Origin of the sequence: Streptomyces radicis (genome assembly GCF_003626575.1) — a bacterium.
Classification (GTDB): Bacteria; Actinomycetota; Actinomycetes; order Streptomycetales; family Streptomycetaceae; genus Streptomyces; species Streptomyces radicis.
This window is the reverse complement of record NZ_RBDY01000021.1, coordinates 14,443-30,249: the sequence shown is the minus strand read 5'-3', so window position 1 is coordinate 30,249 and position 15,807 is coordinate 14,443. Positions and strand designations below refer to the sequence as shown.

Genomic DNA, 15,807 nt, shown 5'->3' with positions numbered 1-15,807 from the left:
CGTCGCCACCTCTCCATCATCCCCGAACGTCCACCACCACCCCAAACGAAGGAGTGATCCCGATGACGAGACACTCAAGGCACTTGGCCGCCGCTCTCTCCCTGGCCACCGCTCTGGCCGTCTCCGCCTGCGGTGGCGGCGGCGCGGCTGACGGCGACACGTTGACGCTGCTGGCATGGGACTCGGAAGAGGTCATGACGCCGGTGCTCGAGGCGTTCGAGGAGGCCCACCCCGACATCGACGTGGAGGCGACCTACTCGCCCCCGGTCGCGGAATACATCCAGGCCCTCCAGACCCGCGTGCTGTCGGGGACCGCTCCCGATGTCTTCCTCATCGCCGCGGAGAACAAGACCAACCTCATCGAGGGCGGGCACGTGCTCGACCTGGCGGGCGAGGACTTCCTGGCGGGCGTGCCGGAGTTCAACCAGCAGACCTACGGCGCCGACGGCGCGGTCTACGGTCTTTCGCTGTCCTCATGGGGCGCGGGCATCCTGTACAACGAGGACCTGCTCGCCGAGGTCGGCGCCGAGGAACCCCCGGACACCTGGGACGAGTTCCTCGCTCTGTGCGCCGAGCTCAAGGACGCCGGGATCACGCCCTACCTGGAGCCGCTCGACGCGATGCCGGGGGTGCTCTCGGCGTTCCTCGGCGCCTACGACGCCTCGACCGGCCACACGATGGACGACGAGATATTCAGCGGCGCCTCGACGTTCGAGGAGACCTGGACCCCCCTGCTCGAGCAGTACAACCGGCTCTACGACGAGGACCTGGTCACGAGGGACACCGTCGGCCTCGGCCCCGACCAGGTGGAGGCCGAGTTCGCCAACGGCCGGGTCGCGATGATGATCGCCGGCCCGTGGAACGTGAACTCGGTGCGGGAGGCCGCGCCCGACCTCGAGGTCCGGATGGTGCCGATCCCCGGGGTGGACGGCGGCGAGCCGTTCCTGGCCGGCGCGGCGGCGCCCGGCCTCGCGATCAACCCCGAGTCGGGGAACATCGAGGCCGCCAAGGCGTTCCTCTCGTTCTTCGCCTCGCCCGAGGGCATCGAGATCTACCAGGCCCAGCTCGGCGCCATCACGGTCACCGACGACTTCGAGCCGCCGCTCGACCCGGCCCTCGACCCCGTCGTCGAGGACGTGCGCGCCGGCAACGTCTATCTGCCGCAGATCGCCTGGCAGCGCGCCGAGGACGTGCTCAACGTCGAGGCCGTGGCGCAGATCCAGCGCATGGTGCAGGGGGAGATCACGCCCCGCGAGGTGGCCCAGGCCCTCGACCGGAAGCTCGCCTCGTCATGACCGTCGCCACCGAGGCGCCGCCGCCGTCAGGCTCGGGGACCGCCACCCGTCCCCGAGCGGCAGGGCGCAGGACCGGCCCGTCAGGCGGCTGGCGTGAGGCCGCCGCGCACCAGCTGTTCCTGGTCCCGGTGGCCGCGGTCTTCATCGTGCTGTTCGTCATCCCGCTCGGGCAGACGTTCTACTGGAGCCTGACCGACTTCACCGGGTACTCCGACGACTTCGCGTTCGTCGGCCTGGAGAACTACCGGACGATCCTCTCCGACCCGTCGATGACCGCCGGGCTCACCTTCACCCTGCTGTTCGCCGTGGGCACGACCGTGCTGACCACCGTCATCGCCATCCCGCTGGCGGTGGCGCTGAACCAGCGGCTGTACGGCCGGAACCTCGCCAGGTCGCTGTTCTTCTTCCCCGCCATCCCGAGCATGGCCGTACTCGGCCTCGTATGGGGATACATCCTGTCCCCGCTCGGGTCCGGCGTGCTCAACTCCGTGCTCGACTCCACACTCGGGCTCGGCCCCGTGCCCTGGCTCTCGGACTCCACGCTGGCCAAGTTCTCGGTGATCATGGTGGGCGTCTGGGGCGGCGCGGGCTGGCACGCCGTGCTGTACCTGGCCTATCTCCAGTCGATCCCGCACGAGTACTACGAGGTCGCCACGATCGACGGCGCCAGCGGCCGTCAGCGGTTCTTCCACATCACCCTGCCGCTGCTCATGCCCGCGATGGTGATCAGCCAGTTCCTGCTCATGACCAACGGGCTCAAGGTGTTCGACCTGCCCTACACGCTGACCAACGGCGGCCCCGGCTTCGCGACGCAGACCATCACCCAGTCGATCATCGTCAGCGGCGTCGGGCAGGGCCAGTACGGCATCGCGTCGGCACTGGCCGTGCTCTTCACGATCGCCGTCGCGGCGCTGGCGTTCAGCCAGTTGCTCATCTCGCGCCGGATCGAGAGGAGAGTGCTGTGACGCGCCGCCGTCCCCTGCTGAGCGTCGTCGTGATCGGGCTGGCCTGCCTGGTCGGGATGCCGCTGTACTACATCCTCGTCAACACGTTCAAGACGCAGGAAGAGATGGTGAGCTCCCCGCTCGCCCCGCCGACATCGTTCTACCTGGACAACTACCTGGAGGTGTTCGACCGGATACCGCTGGCGCAGAGCTTCGGCAACACGCTCTACGTCACGGTCGGCGCGGTCGTGGTCCAGCTGCTCGTCGGCGCCACCGCGGCCTACGGCATGATCCTGCGCGCGACGCTGTTCAACCGGATCTTCGGCGCCCTGCTGCTGCTGGCGTTCGTGGTGCCGGGACAGGCCACGCTCATCCCGCTGTACCGCACGCTCGTGGACGCCGAGCTCGTCGACACCCTCAATGGGCTCATCTTCATGTACGCGGGCGGCTCGATCTTCTGCTTCTTCCTCATCCAGGGCTATATCCGCACCCTGCCGTTCGAGATCATCGAGGCCGCCAGGATCGACGGCGCGGGCGTCTTCCAGATCTTCTGGCGGATCGTGCTGCCGCTGATCAGACCGATCCTGATCACCGTCGGCATCTTCCAGACGATGTGGGTGTGGAACGACTTCATCCTGCCCAACGTGTTCATCTCGTCGCCGGAGAAGCGCACCATCGTGCTCGAGGTCTACAGCGCCGTCGGGCAGTTCACCACCGACTGGCCCGCGTTCATGACGCTGTCCGTGATCGTCCTGGTCCCGATGGTCGTCTTCTTCGTCCTCACCCAGCGCCACATCATCAGCGGGCTGCTCGCGGGGGGCGTCAAGGGATGAGCACCGTCGACCGCATCACTTTCCAAGGAGATCTCCACATGTCCGGTCATACCGGCTCCGCGATCATCAACCTCGACATCGAGGGCCCGGTCATCAGCCGGCACCTCTACGGCCACTTCGCCGAGCACTTGGGGCGCTGCATCTACGGCGGCTTCTATGTCGGCGAGGACTCGCCCATCCCGAACGAGGGCGGCATCAGGCTGGACGTGGTCGAGGCGCTGCGCGCGTTGAACATCCCCAACCTCCGCTGGCCCGGCGGCTGTTTCGCGGACGAGTACCACTGGAAGGACGGCACGGGGCCCAAGGAAGAGCGCCCGGTCATGGTCAACACGCACTGGGGCAACGTCGAGGAGAACAACCACTTCGGCACCCACGAGTTCATGGCCCTGTGCGAACTCCTCGGCGCCGAGCCGTACATCAGCGGCAACGTCGGCAGCGGCACCGTCCAGGAGATGAGCGAGTGGGTGGAGTACCTCACGCGCGACGGTGACAGCCCGATGGTGCGGCTACGGAAGGCGAACGGCCGCGACGAGCCGTGGCGCGTGCCGTTCTGGGGGCTCGGGAACGAGGCATGGGGCTGCGGCGGGAACATGCGCGCCGAGCACTACGCCGACCTCGCCCGCCAGTACGCCACCTACTGCCGCGACCACGGCGACAACACCCTCTACCGCATCGCCGCGGGCGCCGCCGACGGCGACTTCGCGTGGACGGAGACGCTGATGCGGCAGATCAGCTGCTTCGGCTGCGAGGCCACGCCGAAGAACTTCTTCCAGGGCATCTCCTTCCACTACTACACGCTCGGGGGCCCCTGGGAGAACAAGGGCAGCGCCACGGACTTCACGGTGGAGGACCACTACCGCACCATGCTCGCCGCCCAGCGGGTGGACCGCCTCATCGCGGGCCACTCCTCGGTCATGGACTGCTACGACCCCCACAAGCGCGTCGGGCTCGTCCTGGACGAGTGGGGCACCTGGTGGAGTGTCGAGCCCGGCACCAACCCCGGCTTCCTCTTCCAGCAGAACACCCTGCGGGACGCCCTGGTCGCCAGCACGCACTTCGACATCTTCCACCGGCATGCCGAGCGGCTGTTCATGGCCAACATCGCCCAGACCGTCAACGTTCTCCAGGCGATGATCCTCACCGACGGCGAGAAGCTGGTCCTCACCCCGACCTACCACGTCTTCGAGATGAACAAGGGTCACCAGGACGCCACGTCGCTCCCCGTCCACCTGCGGACCGAGGGAACCGTGCGCGCGGTCGGCGACGCGGAGTTGGAGACGCTGTCCGCCTCGGCCAGCGTCAAGGACGGCCAGGTGCTGATATCCCTGACCAACCTCGACGCGGCCGAATCCGCCGATGTCGCCCTCGACCTGCGGGGCGGGGAGCTGGGCGCGCTCACCGCCCGGATCCTCACCGCCGCGGGGCTCAGGGAGCACAACAGCGGCGACGCGCCCGAGACGGTGGCACCCCGTTCCTTCGACGGCGTCACCAGGACCGGCACGGGGCTGCGGCTGGCGCTGCCCCCCCACGCGTTCGTCACCATCCAGGCGCCGCTCCAGCCCTGACCCGGCCCCGCGGGGCCCGCCGACACGGGCCCCGCGGCGGCTTCCCCCGCCCGCCACCGCGTCATCTCCCCGCCGCGTCGGTCGGCTCCCCGGCCTCGCCCACGGGCTGCCGGGACAGCGCCATCGACCGGCGAACGGTCGGCAGGGGGCGCAGCCGGTAGCTGTAGGTGTAGTCCCTGTCGGCGAACAGCTTGTACGCGTCGAGGGTGTGCGCCCCCCAGGTGTCGTTTCCGCCGATGCCCATCTGCCGGTGGTTCACCCGCAGCACGACATCCTGGCGTGGCGTCAGCTCGTACTCGTGCCTGACGCCGGTCGACAGGTCCTCGGGCGTGAAGTGCGACGCGTTCACCTCGAGCAGCCCCTCGCCGTACACGAGCAGGCCGCGGCCGCTGCCGTTGACGAGGGCGACCCACCGCACGTCGGTCTTGTTGCCGTTCTCCTGGGGGCGGAGATAGCTGGTCCACTGGTCGGTCACCGTCGAGGTGTACACGCCGACGTCGGAGCCGGTGTGCCGGTCCCAGTGGTTCTCCTCGGGCCCGCGGCCGTAGTAGTGCATCTCCTCCAGGTCGCCGGGGAGGAGGAGGATCGACCCCACCTCCGGTATGTAGGGCAGGCTCGACGAGCCGGGGCGCAGCGTGGTGTCGACCTTGATCTCGCCGTTGCCGTGGACCGTGAACGTCGTGCTGAACGACGAGGCGGTGGTGGTCGGCAGCGTGCCCGTGACGCTCACCCGCACCGCGCGGTCCGAGAGCCGCTCGACGGCGACGCCGGTCACGGTCCTGTCGGCTCCCGCGCGCCGCCAGGTGGCGTTGCGGGTGGGGTGGCCGTTGCCGCGGTCGTTGTCGTTCGGGGCCCGCCAGAAGTTCGGCGCGGGACCGGAGTTCACCAGCCGCATGCCCAGTGCCTCGTACGAGGTGATCTCGCCCGTTGTCCTGGAGATGGTGACGGTGAAGTCGTCGCCGGAGACGGTGATCTCCTCGTCGGTCTCCGTGTCGGTCAGGGCCGGGACCTCCGCGATCGGGGTCGGTTCGATCGGCGGGCTGCCGAAGTCGACCGGCAGCTGCTGCTTGGCCACCTCGAATCCGGCGTCGGCCCAGGGCGTCGCGGACCTGAGGGTGAACGAGAGCTGGAGGAAGTGCTCCTCGCCGGGCACGGGGTGGGCCGGGCGCCGGATCGGGAGGCGGACGGTCCTGCTCGACAGCGGCGGGATGTCGAGCTGCGCCGCGGTGAGCGTCCCGTGATCGACCACCACGCCATCGGCGACCAGGGCCCAACTCCCGGCGAACTCACGGAGGTTGGCGAACAGGTACTCGTTGGTGATCCGGACGACGCCGCTGGTGATGTCGGCGTCGGCGTCGGCGGAGACGTTGATCGCCTGGTAGATCTGCTTGACCTCGACGGCCTTGCCGGCCGGGCGACGGTCGGCGTCGACGATGCCGTTGCCGCAGAAGTTGCCCGCGAAGTCGGGCCGGTCGCCCCAGTCGCCGCCGTAGGAGAGGAAGGTCTCCCCGTTGCCCGACGGGATCGGCCAGCGCAGGGCCTCGTCGGCGAAGTCCCAGATGAACCCGCCCTGAAGGATCGGGTGGGCCCGGATGATGTCCCAGTACTCCTTGAGGTTTCCTGTCGAGTTGCCCATCGAGTGGGCGTACTCGTGCATGACATAGGGCCGGGGGTCGCTCGCCCGCGCGCGAGCCTCGACCTGGGCGGGGGACTCGTACCCCTCGACGCGGAGATCGCTGACCTCAGGGCGGTTGTCGCCCTGGTACTGGATGATCCGGGTCGGGTCGGCCTCGCGGATCCAGTCGCGCATGGCGATGAAGTTGTCGCCCGCGCCCGCCTCGTTGCCGAGCGACCAGATGACGACCGAGGGGTGGTTCTTGTCGCGGTGGACCATGGCGGAGGCCCGGTCGATGACGGGTGCGGTCCAGTCGGGGCGGGAGGCCGGGTAGTCCCGCATGACTCCGTGGGTCTCCAGGTTGGCCTCGTCCATCACATAGAGGCCGTACTCGTCGGCGAGCTCGTACCACACCGGGTTGTTGGGGTAGTGCGCGGTTCTGACGGCGTTGATGTTGAGCCGCTTCATCGCCCTGATGTCCCTGACCATGTCCTCGCGGGTCAGGGCCGCCCCGCGGTCGGTGTCGATCTCGTGGCGGTTGACGCCGCGCAACGAGACCGGCTGGCCGTTGATCCGGATCAGGCCGTCCTCGAGCGCGAACTCGCGGAAGCCGACGCGTGCCGACACGGTCTGGACGACCGTGCCCGAGGGGTCGCGCAGCTGAAGCACCGCGGTGTACAGGTTCGGGTGCTCGGCCGACCACAGCTCGGGCCTTCGCACCTCCTTGGCGTCCCCGGCGGTGACGTCATCGCCCGGAGGCACGGAGCCGATGTCGGCGGTGACGCGCAGCGGTCGGGGCCAGACGGGGCGCCGGTCGGCGTCGTAGAGCTGGGTCTCCACGGTGTAGGTGCCCGAGCGCCGGGAGCCGCTGTCGCGGACGCGGGCGGTGACCGCCAGGTCGGCGTTGGTGTAGCCGTCCTTCAACGTGGTGGTGAGCGTGAAGTCGCGCAGGTGCACGGTCGGGAGCGAGTAGAGGAAGACCGGCCTGAAGATCCCGGACAGCCGGATCATGTCCTGGTCCTCCAGCCAGTCCCCGTCGGGGAACCGGTAGACCTCGACGGCGATCAGGTTGGTCCCGGCGTGGACATGGTCGGTGATGTCGAACTCGGCGGGCGTGTACGAGCCCTCCCGGTACCCCACCCTCGTCCCGTTGATCCAGACGTAGAAGGCGGCCTTCACCCCCTCGAAGTGCAGGTGGATCCGGCGGCCCCGCCATGCGGCGGGGAGCTCGAACGTCCGGCGGTACTGCCCGACCGGGTTGAACAGCATCGGCACTTCCGGCGGCAGGGGGGCCTCGCTGTGGCCGCCGCCACCCCACCACGGGTAGGCGATGTTGACATAGATCGGGAAGTCGTAGCCGTGCAGCTGCCAACTCGAGGGCACCGGGATGGTGTCCCATGAGCCGTCGTCGATGTCGATCCCGTGGAAGTCGGGGTCGCGGTCGTCCGGCCTGTCGACGTGCTGGAACCGCCAGGTGCCGTCGAGGTCGAGCCGGTACGGCGAGTCGGTCCGGTCGGCGGCCAGTGCCTGCCCGAGGTCGCGGTAGGGCATGAACGTCGCGTGCGGCGGCTGGGAGTTGACCTCGAAGATCTCGATGTTGTGCCGCCACTCCGGATGCCCGTTGGGCGGATCGGGCCACACCGCGACGGGCTCAGCGGCCTCCGCGGCCCCGGCCGCCGCCGCCGTCACCGCGAGCGGGGGCATGGCCGCCGCCCCCAGGGCGGCGAGGCCGCCGCCGAGCAGCGTACGACGGTGGATCGGCGGTCGTCGCCCCGGTGGATCGGTCATCGTCGACTCCCTTCCGCTGCCGCCGGGCCGTCTGGCGAGCGATGCAGAGCGTAGAAACATCTGATGTATCGGTCAAGGGTGCCCGCTCGATCGCTTTCGGCGCGTCACGTTCCGGCTGAACACCCTGCGTTGGCGGCGTTCATGGGGGAGCGGGGGAGGATCGTCGCCTTGATACATCAGATGTATCCGCTCGTGGGCCGTGGCTGGCCTTCCCTTTCGTGGAGTCGGCCGAAAATATCCCTGTCCGAGGGCTGTCGGCTCCTGGGGTGGCCTCCTAGGATCTGTGATGTCCGGCAAGCCGATCGATGTTCGACTTTCCGAACGCAGCCTGATGCGGGTGGCCGCCGCGCCCCCGACACGCCGCAGGTGACCGTAAGCGCACCATCCGCTTCTTCCGGTAAGGGTCCCCCCACGCTCCTCGCCGAGCCGGAACGCACGGGCGCAGACGACGTCCGTGTGGGTGGGCCTCCGGCTGAGCCGCAACGGAGACCTCATGCTCGCTTCAGCACGTCGTTCACGACGTCGTTCCCGCTCACGGCCGCTGCGCATGGCCGTCGTCCTCCTCGTCGGCCTGGCGACGGCGCTGTCCGCCGCCCCGGCCTCGGCCGATCCCGGCGGCCGAGCCGCCGCCGTTCAGCAGCAGTTGCCGACCAGCTTCCAGTGGTCCTCAGGCGGCCCGGTGATCTCGCCCGCCGCGAACATCGACTCCGTGGCCGTCAAGGATCCGTCCGTGCTCCAGGACGAGGACGGCACCTGGCACGTCTTCTTCACCCGGGTCGACACCTCGGGTGACTGGGGCCTCGCCCACACGAGCTTCGACGACTGGTCCCAGGCCGCGGGCGCCCCGCAGACCGACCTGGAGGCCGCCTCGGGCGTCGGCCCCGGCTACCGTGCCGCGCCCCACGCGTTCTACTTCGAGCCCCGCGACGAGTGGTACCTCGTCTACCAGACCGGGCTGCCGTCGTTCTCCACGACCGACGACCCGAACGACCCCACCAGCTGGTCGGCGCCGCGCAACTTCCAGGACAGCGTGCCCGACGTCGTCGAGGAGAACATCGGCGACGGGCACTGGCTCGACTTCTACGTCATCTGCGACGCGAGCATGTGCTACCTGTTCTCCGCCGACGACAACGGCCATGTCTACCGCGCCGAGACCACCGTCGGGGAGTTCCCCAACGGCTTCCGCGACACGCGGATCGTGCTCGAGGACACCGGCAACGCGCTCTTCGAGGGCGGCGCCGTCTACCGCGTCGAGGGCACCGACACCTATCTGCTGATCTGGGAGGCCATCGGCTCGGACGGCCGCCGCTGGTACCGCTCGTTCACCGCCGACGGCCTCACCGGCCAGTGGCAGCCGCTCGCCGACACCGAGTCCAATCCGTTCGCCCGCAGCACCAATGTCACCTTCGACGGCGGCAACGCCTGGACCAGGGACATCAGCCATGGCGAGCTCATCCGCACCTCGGCCGACCAGACCATGACCCTCGACCCCTGCGACATCCAGCTCCTCTACCAGGGCCTCGACCCCGACGCCGGAGGCGACTACTCCCAGCTGCCCTGGCGCCTCGGCCTGGCCACCCAGACCAACTCCCCCTGCTGAGCGGGTCGGTCCCTTTCCGCCGGACAGCCCTCCACCTGTCCGCCCCCACCGGAAGTGAAGGAGTTCCCATGACCGAGAGACTGCCCGAACGGCGCGGTCGCCACCGCGTCCGCGCGGCCGTCGCCGCGCTGGTCACCGGCGTCCTGGCCGCGACCGGCGCCATGATGTCCACCGGCACCGCCCAGGCCCAGGCGGACACGCTCGGCGCCGCGGCGGCCGAGAGCGGCCGGTACTTCGGCACCGCCGTCGGCCCCCACCTCCTCGGCGAGGCCGACTACGCCGCCACCCTGAACCGGGAGTTCACCAGCGTCGTCGCCGAGAACGACATGAAGTGGGACGCCACCGAGCCAAGCCCGGGCCAGTTCAACTTCAGCCGCGGCGACCAGCTCGTCGACCACGCGCGGAGCCAGGGCATGGAGGTCCGCGGCCACACCCTGGTCTGGCACGCGCAACAGCCCTCCTGGGTGCAGGGCCTGACCGGCGACGCGCTGCGCCAGGCCATGCTGGGCCACATCGACGGGGTCGCGGGCCACTACGCGGGCGACATCTCCTCGTGGGACGTGGTCAACGAGGCGTTCGAGTGGGACGGCAGCCGCCGCCAGTCCAACCTCCAGCAGCAGCTGGGCGACGGCTGGATCGAGGAGGCGTTCCGCGCCGCCGACGCCGCCGACCCGAACGCCACGCTCTGCTACAACGACTACGGCACGGACGCGGTCAACGCCAAGAGCGACGCCATCTACCGGATGGTGGAGGACTTCCTCGCCCGGGGCGTGCCCATCGACTGCGTCGGCTTCCAGAGCCACCTCGACTCCACCTCCGACCTGTCCACCTATCGGCAGAACCTCCAGCGCTTCTCCGACCTCGGCGTGGACGTCGAGATCACCGAGCTGGACATCGGCGGCTCGGGCGCCGCCCAGGCCGACGCCTACCGGCAGGTCACCGAGGCATGTCTCGCGGTCTCGCGCTGCACCGGCATCACCATCTGGGGCTTCACGGACAAGTACTCCTGGCGCGATGACGTCACCCCGCTGCTCTTCGACGCCACCTACCAGAAGAAGGAGGCCTACCACGCCGTGCTCGCGGCCCTGAACAACGCCTGATCGCCGTCCCTCCTCACCTCTCCGCCACGGCGGGGCCCCGGAAGCCTCGGGGCCCCGCCTTTTGACCATGGCACAGTCACCCGCCAATGATCTGATGTATTTCGCCCCGCCTCGCTCGGTCGGCTGCCGCAAAGTGCTGACGAGCCCCTTGGCATGGGTCTCCCGTCGTGGCAGGGTAGCGCCCGATCGAGGCAAACATCTGATCTATCGGCGATGGGTGTGTGCCCGCGCCGGAGCTGTCGAGGAGGCCGTTGCTCGTGAGCTCTCCGCTCGAACAGGGTGATCCGCCGCCGAAGTCCCGCGGCGGTGCCGGGGAAGGGCCGGTGCGGCCGTGAGCACCGCCGAGCAGACCGCCGAGGCGCGGGGCCGGACATCCGAGTGGCTGCGGGAGCGGATGTCCCACGCGCTCTCGGAGCTCACCGCCGCCGGGGCACTCGTCATCCTGTTCATCGCCCTCAGCTTCGCCAGTCCCCACTTCCTGACGTCCGACAACCTCTTCAACATCGGCGCGCAGACCGCCGTGATCGCCATCATCGCGACCGCCCAGACCATGGTCATCATCACCAAGGGCATCGACCTGTCCGTCGGGTCGGTCGCCGCCCTCTCGGGCGTGGTGGGCGCCATCGTCGTCCGTGACCTCGGCTTCTCCGTGTGGGCGGCGACCGCGGTGGCCATCGCGGTCGGCGCCGCCGCGGGGCTGGTGAACGGGCTGCTCGTGACGGTGGCGCGGATCCCCCCGTTCATCGCGACCCTGGGCACCATGTCCGTCGGGCGCGGTCTCGTCTTCATCGTCACCGGCTCCGTGGGCGTGTACAGCCTTCCCGAGTCCTTCCAACTCCTCGGCAACGGCGAGTTCCTCGGCCTGCCGTTCGCCGTCGTGCTGACCGCGATCGTCGCGGTCGGGGTGGCGTTCCTGCTCTCGCAGACGCGCTTCGGCCGGTACACGTACGCCATGGGCTCCAATCTCGAGGCCGCCCGCCGCTCGGGCGTCCCGGTGCGTCGGCACCTGACCGCCGTCTATGTGCTGGCGGGCGTGCTGGTCGGCCTGGGGGGCATGATCGCGGCGTCCCGGGTGAACTCCGGGCAGCCGAACTACGGAATCGCCCTCGAGCTCGACGTCATCGCCGCCGCGGTGATCGGCGGGGCCAGCCTCTTCGGCGGCCAGGGCCGGATCATCGGCACGCTCATCGGCGCGTTCCTCATCGCGGTCGTGCGCAACGGCGCCGTCCTGCTCGACATCAGCATCCACTACCAGCAGGTGATCGTCGGCGTCATCATCTGGGCCGCCGTCTACTTCGACCAACTCCGCCGTCAACGGCTCGAAGCCCGAGGGTGAGCCTCCCGAGCCCCTCACCACGACCCTGCCGAAAGGACACACCCATGGCACACAGCACGGCCGGTCGGCGCCGTCTCGGCGCCCGCACCCGGAGCGGATCCCTGCTCGCCGCCGCGGTCGCCGCCGCGCTCCTGAGCGCCTGCGGAGGCGTCGAGGTGCGGGACGGGGGTGACGACGCGTCGGACGGCGAAGGCGACGGGTCGGCAGAGAGCGCGAGCGGGCCCCTGGAGCTCGCCGTCGTGCCCAAGGCCGTCGGGCACGAGTTCTGGAACACGGTGCGGGCGGGCGCGGAGTGCGCCGCGGAGCAGGCGGGCGACGTCACGGTCGAGTGGGACGGCGTCACCGCGGAGACGGATGTCGAGGGCCAGGTCAATCTCATCCAGAACTTCGTGACCCGGCAGGTCGACGGCATCGTCTACGCCGCCACCGACTCGGCCGCCCTGGCCCCGGCCACCGACCAGGCCGTCGGCGCGGGCATCCCGGTGGCGATGATCGACTCCGGCACGGACCCCCAGCCCGATGACGTGCCGCTGTACGCGACCGACAACCACGCCGCGGCGGTCGAGGCGGCCAACCTGCTCGCCGGGGAGCTCGGCGAGGGCGAGCACGACGTGGCGCTGATCGAGTTCCAGCCGGGATCGCAGACCAACAGCGAGCGCGTGGAAGGGTTCTCCGAGGGCCTGGCGCGGCACGACAACCTCAACCTGGTCGGGCAGCAGCCGAGCCACAGCGACGTGAACGAGGCACGACGCGTCACCGAGGACATCCTCACCGCCAATCCCGACCTGGCCGGGATCTTCGCCGCCAACGAGCCGAGCGTCCTCGGCGCCGCCCAGGCCGTCGAGGCGGCCGGCAGGTCAGGCGAGATCGTCATCATCGGCTGGGACGCCGCGCCTGACGAGATCGCCGGGCTGCGCGACGGGCAGATCTCGGCGCTCGTGGTGCAGAACCCCTTCAGGATGGGCTACCTCGGCGTGGAGAACATGGTCGCGCACCTGCGCGATGGCACCCCGCTGACGTCGGCGGACACCGGTGTCACGTTCCTCACGCGGGAGAACATCGACTCCGACGAGGCGCGCGCCGTCCTCGAACCCAGCTGCGACAACCCCCCGGTGGAGTGATGAGCGCGACCCCTGAGACAGAGGCCGCCGGGCGACGGCGCGGCGCCCCCGCGGGCCGACCGGTCCTCGAGGCCCGCGGCATCGTCAAGCGATTCGGGCATGTCGAGGCGCTCCGCGGGGCCGACTTCACCGTCGGCGAGGCGGAGGTCGTGGCGTTGATCGGCGACAACGGCGCGGGCAAGAGCACGCTGATCAAGACCCTGTCCGGGGTGCACGCGCCCGACGAGGGCGAGCTCAGGGTCGCCGGTGAGCCGGTGCGCTTCGCCACCCCCGTCGACGCCAGGCGCGCGGGCGTGGAGACCGTGTACCAGGACCTGGCCGTCGCCGACGACCTCAGCGTCGCAGCCAACCTCTACCTCGGCAGGGAGATCCTGCGCCCCGGGGCGCTCGGACGCCTCGGCCTGCTCGACAAGCGGGCCATGCGCCGCGGCGCCACGGAGGCCCTCGATCAGCTCGGCGTGCGGATCCCCCGCGTCACCACGCCGATCGCCATGCTCTCCGGGGGCCAGCGGCAGAGCGTCGCCGTGGCCCGGGCGATCATCTGGGCGACCAACGTGGTCATCCTCGACGAGCCCACCGCGGCGCTCGGCGTCGTGCAGACCGAACGCGTCCTCGACGTCGTCCGCAGGGCCAGGGACGTCGGCATGTCGGTGGTGTTGGTCAGCCACAACATGCCGCAGGTCCTGGAGATCGCCGACCGCGTCGAGGTCCTGCGGCTCGGTCGGCGGGCCGCCAGGTTCCGGGCGGCCGACGTCACGACGGACGACCTGGTCGCGGCGATGACCGGTGCCATGACAGCCGATGAGGAGGACCGATGACGGCAGTCGTCTACCGCGGTGCCCGGCGCCTGGAGATCCATGACCGGCCCGTGGAGCCACCCGGCCCCGGCCAGGTGCGCATCGCCGTGGCCTATACCGGCATCTGCGGCACCGACCTGCACATCTACCACGGCGACATGGACGCCAGGGTCGGCGCGTCCGCCGTGCTCGGACATGAGATGTCCGGGCGGATCGCGGCCGTCGGCGAGGCCGTCACCGGCCTGTCCCCGGGGCGGCCCGTCACCGTGATGCCCACCCGCGCGTGCGGCCGGTGCGCCGCCTGTCGGCGCGGGAACTCCCATGTCTGCCACGCCATGGACTTCCTCGGCATCGACTCGCCCGGAGCCATGCAGGCCTCCTGGACCGTTCCCGCCGACCTGGTGCTCCCGCTGCCCGAGGGGCTGCCGCTCGACCGCGCGGCACTCGTCGAACCGGTCGCGGTCGCCGTGCACGACGTCGGGCGCGCGGACGTGGGCGCCGATGACCATGTCGTCGTGGTCGGCGGGGGACCGGTGGGCGTGCTCATCGCCGCCGTCGCGCGGGGCCGCGGGGCGCGGGTGCTGCTGGTCGAGCCCGACCCGTTCCGGCGCTCGGTCGCCGAAGGGATGGGCATCGGGACGGCCGACCCGCGCGCGACCGACATCGTCGCGCTGGTGGACGACCGCACCGACGGCGCGGGCGCCGACATCGCCTTCGAGGTCTCGGGGTCCGCCGACGGCGTCTCCACCGCGGTCGGCGTCCTGACCACGCGCGGCCGACTCGTCATGGTGGCGATCCACCCCAGGCCGCGCGCCCTCGACCTGCACCGCTTCTTCTGGCGCGAACTCGAGCTGTTCGGCGCCCGCCTGTATCGGCGGGACGACGTGGCCGAGGCCATCCGGCTGGTCGCCGCGGGAGAGATCCCGGTGGAGCGGCTGATCTCACGGGTCGAGCCCGTGGACGGCGTGCACGCCGCCTTCGAGGCTCTGGAGTCCGGTGGCGGCGTGATGAAAGTCCTCGTCGACTGGCGGGAGAGCGCCCCATGACCATGTCGTTCGACCTGTCGGGACGCACCGCCGTGGTGACCGGCGCGCGCCGGGGTATCGGCCTGGCCATGGCAGGGGCGCTCGCCCACGCCGGGGCCGACATCATCGGGGTCTCCGCCGGTCTCGAACCGACCGGCAGCGAGGTCGAGCGCCGGGTGCGCGCGTTCGGCCGCCGATTCACCGGCCTCCGGGCCGACTTCGCCGACCGGGCGGCCGTGCGTCGGCTGGCGGGCGAGCTCCACGCGCTCGGCCCGATCGACATCCTGGTGAACAACGGCGGGACCATCGCCCGCACCCCGGCGGCCGAGCACCCCGACGAGCTGTGGGACCGGGTCATCGAGGTGAACCTCAGCAGCCAGTTCGTGCTGAGCCGGGAGGTCGGCCGCGCGATGATCGCCCGGGGACGCGGAAAGATCATCTTCACGGCGTCGCTGCTGAGCTTCCAGGGCGGCGTCAACGTCCCGGGGTACACCGCGTCCAAGTCGGGCCTGGCCGGGCTCACCAGGGCGCTGGCCAACGAGTGGGCACCGCACGGCGTGAACGTCAACGCCATCGCGCCCGGCTACATCGCCACGGACAACACCAGGGCCCTGCGGGAGGACCCCGACCGCAACGAGGCCATCCTCGGCCGGATCCCCGCGGGACGCTGGGGGCGGGCCGATGATCTCGCGGGAGCCACGGTGTTCCTGGCGTCACCGGCGTCGGACTACGTCCACGGCGCCGTTCTCCCCGTCGACGGCGGATGGATGGGCCGATGACGGCGGCCG

12 protein-coding genes are annotated in these 15,807 nt (G+C 70.3%); 11 read left to right on the top strand and 1 reads right to left on the bottom strand.

Features of this window, described 5'->3' with window-relative positions:
* Positions 1–62: 62 nt before the first annotated feature.
* From D7318_RS22920 to D7318_RS22905, 4 genes are read left to right on the top strand one after another with little or no spacing between them, the layout of a single operon-like run.
* Positions 63–1,295: an ABC transporter substrate-binding protein gene (locus D7318_RS22920; protein WP_120699069.1), complete on the top strand. Its 1,233-nt coding sequence runs from the start codon at positions 63–65 to the stop codon at positions 1,293–1,295.
* Positions 1,292–2,260, top strand: coding sequence for a carbohydrate ABC transporter permease (locus D7318_RS22915; protein ID WP_120699068.1), 969 nt, complete (start codon positions 1,292–1,294; stop codon positions 2,258–2,260). Before D7318_RS22920 ends, D7318_RS22915 begins: the two co-directional genes overlap by 4 nt.
* Entirely contained in the window at positions 2,257–3,072 is an 816-nt protein-coding gene (locus D7318_RS22910) for a carbohydrate ABC transporter permease (RefSeq protein WP_220729764.1), read from the top strand. The genes D7318_RS22915 and D7318_RS22910 overlap by 4 nt, the downstream gene beginning before the upstream one ends.
* Before the next feature lie 38 nt (positions 3,073–3,110).
* Positions 3,111–4,637: an alpha-N-arabinofuranosidase gene (locus D7318_RS22905; protein WP_120699067.1), complete on the top strand. Its 1,527-nt coding sequence runs from the start codon at positions 3,111–3,113 to the stop codon at positions 4,635–4,637.
* A 61-nt stretch (positions 4,638–4,698) separates the two neighbouring features.
* Here the strand turns inward: D7318_RS22905 and D7318_RS22900 are convergent, their stop codons facing one another.
* Positions 4,699–8,040 (bottom strand): glycoside hydrolase family 2 TIM barrel-domain containing protein, encoded by a 3,342-nt coding sequence (locus tag D7318_RS22900; protein ID WP_120699066.1) that lies wholly within the window; start codon positions 8,038–8,040, stop codon positions 4,699–4,701.
* A 547-nt stretch (positions 8,041–8,587) separates the two neighbouring features.
* On the opposite strand from D7318_RS22900, the gene D7318_RS22895 reads away from it, so the two are divergent.
* From D7318_RS22895 to D7318_RS22865, 7 genes are all read left to right on the top strand, one after another.
* Entirely contained in the window at positions 8,588–9,640 is a 1,053-nt protein-coding gene (locus D7318_RS22895; protein ID WP_230423981.1) for a non-reducing end alpha-L-arabinofuranosidase family hydrolase, read from the top strand.
* A gap of 68 nt (positions 9,641–9,708) precedes the next feature.
* Positions 9,709–10,740 carry an endo-1,4-beta-xylanase gene (locus tag D7318_RS22890; protein ID WP_120699065.1) on the top strand — a complete coding sequence of 344 codons (1,032 nt, stop codon included), beginning with the start codon at positions 9,709–9,711 and terminating at the stop codon, positions 10,738–10,740.
* A 331-nt stretch (positions 10,741–11,071) separates the two neighbouring features.
* The gene (locus D7318_RS22885; protein WP_220729762.1) at positions 11,072–12,076 is read left to right on the top strand and encodes an ABC transporter permease; all 1,005 of its coding nucleotides are present in this window, start codon (positions 11,072–11,074) and stop codon (positions 12,074–12,076) included.
* 44 nt (positions 12,077–12,120) lie between these two features.
* Positions 12,121–13,197: an ABC transporter substrate-binding protein gene (locus D7318_RS22880; protein ID WP_120699064.1), complete on the top strand. Its 1,077-nt coding sequence runs from the start codon at positions 12,121–12,123 to the stop codon at positions 13,195–13,197.
* Complete coding sequence (locus D7318_RS22875; protein ID WP_120699063.1) at positions 13,197–14,015, top strand: ATP-binding cassette domain-containing protein; 819 nt, start codon at positions 13,197–13,199, stop codon at positions 14,013–14,015. Before D7318_RS22880 ends, D7318_RS22875 begins: the two co-directional genes overlap by 1 nt.
* A complete protein-coding gene (locus tag D7318_RS22870; protein ID WP_120699062.1) occupies positions 14,012–15,040 on the top strand; it encodes a zinc-dependent alcohol dehydrogenase in 1,029 nt (342 codons plus the stop codon). Before D7318_RS22875 ends, D7318_RS22870 begins: the two co-directional genes overlap by 4 nt.
* Positions 15,037–15,798 carry an SDR family oxidoreductase gene (locus tag D7318_RS22865; RefSeq protein ID WP_120699061.1) on the top strand — a complete coding sequence of 254 codons (762 nt, stop codon included), beginning with the start codon at positions 15,037–15,039 and terminating at the stop codon, positions 15,796–15,798. The genes D7318_RS22870 and D7318_RS22865 overlap by 4 nt, the downstream gene beginning before the upstream one ends.
* Positions 15,799–15,807: the final 9 nt, after the last annotated feature.

Excerpts from the sequence above, each read along its gene's own strand:
- D7318_RS22905 (WP_120699067.1), top strand. The coding sequence starts at position 3,111 with ATGTCCGGTCATACCGGCTCCGCGATCATCAACCTCGACATCGAGGGC.
- D7318_RS22900 (WP_120699066.1), bottom strand. The coding sequence starts at position 8,040 with ATGACCGATCCACCGGGGCGACGACCGCCGATCCACCGTCGTACGCTG.
- D7318_RS22865 (WP_120699061.1), top strand. The coding sequence starts at position 15,037 with ATGACCATGTCGTTCGACCTGTCGGGACGCACCGCCGTGGTGACCGGC.
- D7318_RS22920 (WP_120699069.1), top strand. The coding sequence starts at position 63 with ATGACGAGACACTCAAGGCACTTGGCCGCCGCTCTCTCCCTGGCCACC.
- D7318_RS22880 (WP_120699064.1), top strand. The coding sequence starts at position 12,121 with ATGGCACACAGCACGGCCGGTCGGCGCCGTCTCGGCGCCCGCACCCGG.
- D7318_RS22870 (WP_120699062.1), top strand. The coding sequence starts at position 14,012 with ATGACGGCAGTCGTCTACCGCGGTGCCCGGCGCCTGGAGATCCATGAC.
- D7318_RS22895 (WP_230423981.1), top strand. The coding sequence starts at position 8,588 with ATGGCCGTCGTCCTCCTCGTCGGCCTGGCGACGGCGCTGTCCGCCGCC.
- D7318_RS22915 (WP_120699068.1), top strand. The coding sequence starts at position 1,292 with ATGACCGTCGCCACCGAGGCGCCGCCGCCGTCAGGCTCGGGGACCGCC.
- D7318_RS22875 (WP_120699063.1), top strand. The coding sequence starts at position 13,197 with ATGAGCGCGACCCCTGAGACAGAGGCCGCCGGGCGACGGCGCGGCGCC.
- D7318_RS22890 (WP_120699065.1), top strand. The coding sequence starts at position 9,709 with ATGACCGAGAGACTGCCCGAACGGCGCGGTCGCCACCGCGTCCGCGCG.